A 6838-nucleotide genomic window follows, 5' to 3' on the forward strand; every position below is an offset into this window, starting at 1 on the left:
GTAGTGCCATCGCGCCGTCCACAGCGACAGATCGGTCCGCGTCGGGCGCCTCGGATGTCGACCTCGTCGTCGAGCTGGAGCGCTCACTGCTCACCGATGTCGTCCGCGGTGACCGACGCAGGCTCGAGACACTCCTGGACCCCTCATGGAGCCACGTGTGCGCCCGCGGACGGGTCTGGTCGCGCGGGGACAGGCTCGCGGCCGCCGGGTCGACCGACCAGGCATCCGGAGACCACACGATGGAGGTCATCGAGGCCCGCGAACTCGCCTCCGACACGATCCTGGTGATCTGGCGCGAGCGGTCCCGTGGTGACTCGATCCTGCGCAGCTCGGTGTGGGTCCGGTCCAGGGGCTCCTGGCGCCAGACCTTCCATCAGGGCACTGCCGAGACCTGAGTTCCCTCCGCGCGGACGTTCTGCCGGGGAGGCGCGCCGCACACGGAACGGCGCCCCTCACCACGTCTGGCGAGGGGCGCCGTTCGTCGACCGCGGCGCGGGGCCTACAGGCCGCCCAGCAGCAGATGGAGCAGATCCCCCACGATTCCGATGAGACCGGCGACTAGACCCATGCGTCCACTCCCTACAGGTGATGTGACACCCGACGGGTTCCTCTCCCCGTCGAGCTGAAAGCGACTCTAAGGACGTAGTGTGACGGAGGTGTTTCGCCCCGCGGTCTACGCCGTGAACTTGGGTTTCGTCGCTGTAAGGATACATCTGTATAGGTTCATTCTTACGCAGTGGCCTGCGCCCTGGGTGTCCTATCCGCGGCGCGGTGCGGTGAACCCGACCGCCTGATAGACCTGCGAGAGCACGGGCCCGGCCACGGATCTCGCGCGATCCGCGCCGTCAGCGAGGATCTGCTCGAGTTGGCCCCTGTCGGACATGTACTCGTCGAACCGACCGCGCAACGGGGTGACGAAGGCCTCGAGGGCATCGGCGGTGTCGGTCTTGAGCGCGCCGTACCCCGCCCCCGCGGCATGGTAATCGGCCACGAGGTCCGCCACCGGCCGCCCGGTGAACGCCGACTGGATGGTCAACAGGTTCGACACACCCGGCTTCATCTCGCGATCGAAGCGGATGTCACCATCGGAGTCGGTCACCGCGCTGCGGATCCGCTTGGCGGAGACCTTCGGGTCGTCGAGCAGATTGACGATCCCCTTGGGGCTCTCCCCCGACTTGCTCATCTTGGCCGTGGGGTCCTGCAGGTCGTAGATCTTCGCCGAGCCCTCGAGGATCTTGCCCTCGGGCACCACGAAGGTCTTCCTGTAGCGGGAGTTGAACCGCATCGCCAGGTCGCGGGTCAGCTCGAGGTGCTGCCGCTGGTCCTCCCCCACCGGCACGAGGTGCGGGCGATAGAGCAGGATGTCGGCGGCCATGAGGACCGGGTAGGTGAACAGCCCCACGGTCGTCCCGTCCGTGCCCTGTTTGGACGACTTGTCCTTGAACTGCGTCATCCGGGCGGCCTCGCCGTACCCGGTGATGCACCCCAGGACCCAGGCCAGCTCGGCGTGCTCGGGCACGTGCGACTGCACGAACAGCACCGAGCGGCCCGGATCGACCCCCAGCGCGAGGAGCTGTGCGCAGCCGCGGAACACCCGTTCGCGCAGCTCCTTGGGATCCTGCTTGACGGTGATCGCGTGGAGGTCGGGGATGAAGTAGTAGGCATCATAATCGTCCTGCAGGTCCACCCACTGCCGCACGGCGCCCAGGTAGTTGCCGAGATGGTAGGAGTCGGCGGTGGGCTGGATGCCGGACAGGACGCGCTGGCGCGTCGCGGGCGCCCCGGTCGCGGCGGTCGTGGGCGCAGGAGCTGCGGAAGTGGACTGCTCAGACATGGCGCCCATCTTCCCACGGCGCCCCCGGCCCCCCGATCACGCCCTCATCGGCCGGTGGACCGGTCCTGCTCGGGCGGGAACCCGCCCGTCGCCACCGGCCCCCAGTCGTCGATCGTCACCCGGATGAGGCATTTGCCCTGCCGCACCATGGCCTCGCGGTACTCGTCCCAGTCGCTGTGTTCGCCGGCGACGCTGCGGAAGTACTCGACCAGCGGCTCCACAGCCTCCGGGAGGTCGACGATCTCAGCGGTTCCGTCGACGTGGACGTAGGGCCCGTTGACCTCGTCGGACAACACGCACACACTGACCGCCGCGTCCCGTCGGATGTTGCCCACTTTCGCCCGCTGCGGGTAGGTGGCCACGACGAGCCTGCCCTCGGAGTCGACACCACAGGTCACGGGCGAGCTCTGCAACCCTCCCGAGGACTTCCGCGTGATGAGCACCGCGCGGTGCCGCGGGCGCAGGAACTCCTCGAGTCCGGCTCGGTCAGGACGGTCGGCAGTCGCATACGTCGGCATGGAGCCGAGGTTACGGATGTGCTCGCCGCGCGGCATCCGCGATCGCGGGCCCCTCCGGTGCGGACGCCCTCGTCGTCGTCACTCGTAGACGACGGTGACCGGCGCGTGGTCGGACCACCGCATGTCGTAGGCACTCGCACGGTCCACCCGGTCGGCCACGGCACGATCGACCAGGCCGTCGGTCACCACGTGGTAGTCGATGCGCCAGCCCGCGTCGTTGTCGAAGGCCTTGCCGCGTTGGCTCCACCAGGAGTACGGGCCGATCTCGTCGGGGCGACGATGGCGGACGATGTCGGTCCACCCGCTGGCGTCGGCGAACAACTCTGACATCCACTCACGCTCGTGGGGCAGGAAGCCGGAGCTCTTGTGGTTCCCCTTGTGGTTCTTCAGGTCCGCCTCGCGGTGGGCGATGTTCCAGTCGCCGCAGATGATCATCTCGTGACCGTCGTGGGCGCCGACCACCTTCGCGCTCTCGGCGAGGTGCTCCCGGAAGCTCGCCATGAAGCGGTCCTTCTCGTCCTGTTTGGGGGTCTCGGCCGTCCCGGAGGGCAGGTAGAGGCTGGCCACGGTGACGGTCTCCCCGTCGACGGCGCCGGGGTACACCGCCTCGATGTAGCGGCCGGACTCGTCGAACTCGGGATCACCGTGCCCGATGCGCACCTCCGCGGGCTCGTGCCGGGACAACAGCGCGACGCCGGCCCGGCCCTTGAGCGAGGAGGCGGAGCCGACGAGGTGCCAGCCGGCGTCGAGGGCCGGAGCGAGCGCCTTACGGGTCTGGCCCTCGTCGGCGCGGACCTCCTGGAGCGCGACCACGTCCGCGCCACTGCCCTCCAGCCAGGGCAGGAATCCGAGGTTGGTCTCCGACCGCTGCTTGACGGCGGCGCGGATCCCGTTGACGTTGACGGTGCTGACGGTGAGGCTCACGCCGCTCAGGCTACCGACCCGGTCAGACGTATCCGTTGACACCCGGTTCGCACATTCATACATTGAGACGATCAATGTATGAATGAAGGGAACTGAAGGATGCACGGAGCGACGGCAGTGGTCCTCGGCGGGAGCGTGGCGGGCCTGTGTTCGGCCGGCGTGCTGGCGCCGCACTTCGACAGGGTGGTGGTCCTCGAGCGGGACGAGCTTCCGCCCGGCGCCGAGCACCGGCGCGGGGTCCCCCAGAGTAAGCACCCGCACTTCGTCCTCAACGCCGGGCGACGCGCGATCGGCGCGATCTTCCCCGGGTTCGAGGAGTCGCTCATCGAGGCGGGCGGAATGCTGCTGATGCCCTCGATGGACGCGGCCTACGGCGAGATGGACGGCTGGGGGCCGCGCAAGGCCAGCACCATGACGATGATCTACTCCTCCCGCATCCTCATCGAGCGTGTCCTGCGGGAGAAGGTCCGCGCACTGCCGACCATCGAGATCTGCGAGGGCGTGACCGCGTCGGGCCTGTCCACCACCGGAGGCGGGACACCGGCCGGGCGGGTGACCGGGGTGGAGTACCGCGACGCGCACGGCGAGACCCGGATCCTCGAGGCCGATCTCGTGGTGGACGCCCTCGGTCGCGGGTCCTCCGTCCGGGACTGGCTCGCCGCCGCCGGCTGGCCGGCCGTCCCCGAGAAGACCCTCGACGCCAAGGTCACCTACACGTCCCGCTGGTACCAACTCCCGGACGCCTCGCAGCGGCCGCCGAACTGGTGGTGGAAGCACCTGGTCCTGACCCCCACCCAGGACACCGGCCCCCATCCGCAGGAGCACGAGTTCCTCTCCAACTTCTTCCCCGTCGAGGGTGACCGCGCGATCTCGTGCATGGGCTCGTGGGGGATCCGGATGCCGCGCACGCCCGAGACGTTCGAGGCCGCCGCCGACCGACTCCGCGCGCCCACCTTCGCCGCCGCCATGCGGGCCGGCACCCCGATCTCGGAGGTGCACCTCACCCGCGCCACGGGCAACAAGTGGCGCCGCTACGACGAGCTGGCACACCCACCGCTGGGCCTGGTGGCCATCGGGGACGCGGCCTGCGCCTTCAACCCGTTCTACGCCCAGGGCATGAGCTCGGCCGCCCGCTCGGCGGTCGTGCTCTCCGACGTCCTGTCCGAGCACCGGTCACTCGACTCCTCGTTCACCCGCGCGTTCCTCGACCGGCAGCGCACGTCACTGGAGGTGCCGTGGATGCTGGCCATGGCCCGCGACCAGGGATACGACTTCGCCGAGGGCACGGAGGTCGCGCCCGCGTGGCGACGCAGGATCATGTCCCGGGTGTCGTGGCCGGTGTTCAACGCCATCACCGCCGCCGCCCGTGAGGACGACCACGTGGAGCAGACGTTCACCGCGGTGTTCAACCTCGACAAGTCGCTCCGCGACATGATGACGGACCCGCGCTTCGTCTACGGCCTGCTGCGCCACAAGGTCCGCGAGGCGCTCGGCCGCACCCGCGTGCCGGGTGGCTTCGACATCCGCCTCGACCCGCCCGGTACCGACTACTCCGATCCCGCGAACCCCGTGGAACCGGCGGCCTCCGCCGTCCGGTCCGCGACCCGACAGACGAAGGGCTGAGCGATGGCGTACTCCTGTGAACCCGATGCCCGGCAGGTCGCCGATTTCCTCGGCTTCTCCTGCGACGACGCACACCCCGTGGGGGCCGTTCGCTCACCGTTCGCCCTCGAGCACTGGACCATGCCCCTGCTCGAGGTGCTGATCATCGCCGGTGCGGTCTTCGCCCTCGTGCACGCGTGGCGGCGCTGGAGGCGCGACGGCGACCCGGTCAACCTCGGGCTGTGGTTCGCCTCCCTGATCTACCTGGCGGTCATCGAGCCGCCGCTGTACTTCCCCGAGTGGTTCGGTCTGCAGGACTACGTGGGCTTCATCTTCTCCCACAACGTCTTCACCGTGCAGTTCATGTTCGACCGACTGCCGCTGTACATCGTGGCGTTCTACCCGGTGATCTCACAGCTCACCTACGAGCTCGTCCGCGCCCTGGGGATCTTCGCCCGGCGCGGGGCCGCGATCGGGGCGATCGCCACCGCGTTCGCCAGCCAGGTGTTCTACGAGATCTTCGACCAACTCGGGCCCCAGCTCAGGTGGTGGGCGTGGAACCCCGACAACATGATCAACACGCCGATGTTCGCCTCCGTCCCGATGAACAGCATGTGGGTGTTCGCCTCGGTGTCCTTCGGCGTCATGGTGTGGCTCGTCGTCACGCTCCTGGGCGGGCCCGGGCGCACCGGAACGCCCATGGGCGGCGGCTCGGTGGCCTGGCGGACCGTCGTCGCGGGGGTGCTCACCCCGGTACTCATGGTGATCCTGGCCGCGCCCACCAGGGTCGGCGTGGACGCCGAGAGCGAGGGAACCCTCCAACGGACCATCCTCTGGACGTTCCTCGGCATACTCTGGCTCGTCGGCCTGTGGCTGCTGGCGGACGGGACCCGCCGGACCTGGCGGGGCTCCACGCCACCGGTCGCCTCACCGGCCTTCGTCCGCGTCTACCCGGTCCTCTACGTCGGTGTACACGCGGCGTTCTGGATCGCGGCACTCCCGGCCTTCCTGGGAGCGACGGACGGGGTCACCGGCGGTGGCACCCCGATCGGGAGCGGGTGGTACGCGCTCGCCTGCTTCGCGGTCGCCATCTGGTTCGTCGTCGCGGCGCTCCTGGCGACCCGGTCCCCCTCCCGCGAGGTCGGCTCCGCCCCCGGCACCACCGCGGGCACCGGGGATCCGCGGACGCGCGAGGCCGATGTGACACCCTGAACCGATGGCGAGACACGGGTGGGGGGGCCGGCCCCCGGCGGACGAGGAGGAGGCGCGTCAGCGCATCATCGACGCCACCGCCGGGCTGATCGACCGGCACGGAGTAGCCAAGACGACGCTCTCCGACGTCGCGGCCGAGCTCGGCGTGACCCGGCAAACGGTGTACCGGCACCTCGGGAGCATCGGCGAGATCATGAGCGCCGTGGCGGCCCGGGGTGCCGAGGACTTTGTCGACCGGTTGGTCTCCCACCTCGAGGGCAGCCGGACTCCCGCGGAGGCCGTGGTCGAGGGGATCCTGTTCTGTCTGCGCACAGTGCCGAGCGACCCACGACTCAACCTGCTGCTGCAACTCGGCGACACCGCCACGTTCAGCCGGGCGGCCACCTCGCCGCTGATGCTCGACTACGGCTCGGCGATGCTGCGTCGGTTCCCCGTGGAGTGGTCCGACGCCGGGGTCTCCGACGCCGACCTCGACGGTCTCGCGGAGATGATCATGCGACTGCTCATCTCGCTGTTGGACTCCTCCACGGACGTGCCGCGCCCGGAGGACGAGGTCCGCGCGCTGCTCGACCGGTGGCTCGTGCCGGCGCTCACGCCGTCCTGACCCCGTCCCGGTCCGGTCTGCGGGCGGCCACGACCGCGCCCACGAGGATCGCCAGTCCGACCGCCGCGAGGGCGGCCCCCGCGAGTGCGGGAGAGGTGTAGCCGAAGCCCAGCGCGATCACCACTCCGCCGAGCCACGCCCCCA

7 protein-coding genes are annotated in these 6838 nt (G+C 69.8%); 4 read left to right on the forward strand and 3 right to left on the reverse strand.

From position 1 onward, the window contains the following. Positions 1 to 395: DUF4440 domain-containing protein (locus G6022_RS06445; RefSeq protein ID WP_182691213.1), on the forward strand; the 395-nt coding region annotated here is incomplete at its 5' end. A gap of 362 nt (positions 396 to 757) precedes the next feature. Here G6022_RS06445 and trpS read toward each other — a convergent pair. The 3 genes from trpS to G6022_RS06460 form a co-directional block, all read right to left on the reverse strand. After that, positions 758 to 1834, reverse strand: coding sequence for a tryptophan--tRNA ligase (gene trpS, locus G6022_RS06450; RefSeq protein ID WP_182639571.1), 1077 nt, complete (start codon positions 1832 to 1834; stop codon positions 758 to 760). Between the two features lie 44 nt (positions 1835 to 1878). Further along, positions 1879 to 2352 carry a PPOX class F420-dependent oxidoreductase gene (locus G6022_RS06455; protein ID WP_182639572.1) on the reverse strand — a complete coding sequence of 158 codons (474 nt, stop codon included), beginning with the start codon at positions 2350 to 2352 and terminating at the stop codon, positions 1879 to 1881. A 78-nt stretch (positions 2353 to 2430) separates the two neighbouring features. Further along, positions 2431 to 3276, reverse strand: a complete 846-nt coding sequence (locus G6022_RS06460; RefSeq protein WP_179524735.1) for an exodeoxyribonuclease III — start codon at positions 3274 to 3276, stop codon at positions 2431 to 2433. A gap of 99 nt (positions 3277 to 3375) precedes the next feature. On the opposite strand from G6022_RS06460, the gene G6022_RS06465 reads away from it, so the two are divergent. The 3 genes from G6022_RS06465 to G6022_RS06475 are packed head-to-tail and all read left to right on the forward strand — an operon-like array spanning position 3376 to position 6694. Beyond that, entirely contained in the window at positions 3376 to 4899 is a 1524-nt protein-coding gene (locus G6022_RS06465; protein ID WP_182639573.1) for a hypothetical protein, read from the forward strand. Positions 4900 to 4902: 3 nt separating this feature from the next. Then, entirely contained in the window at positions 4903 to 6090 is a 1188-nt protein-coding gene (locus tag G6022_RS06470; protein WP_206682364.1) for a hypothetical protein, read from the forward strand. A gap of 4 nt (positions 6091 to 6094) precedes the next feature. After that, positions 6095 to 6694 carry a TetR/AcrR family transcriptional regulator gene (locus tag G6022_RS06475; RefSeq protein ID WP_182639574.1) on the forward strand — a complete coding sequence of 200 codons (600 nt, stop codon included), beginning with the start codon at positions 6095 to 6097 and terminating at the stop codon, positions 6692 to 6694. Positions 6695 to 6838: the final 144 nt, after the last annotated feature.

Origin of the sequence: Dietzia sp. Cai40 (genome assembly GCF_014145165.1) — a bacterium.
In the GTDB taxonomy this organism is placed as follows: Bacteria; Actinomycetota; Actinomycetes; order Mycobacteriales; family Mycobacteriaceae; genus Dietzia; species Dietzia natronolimnaea.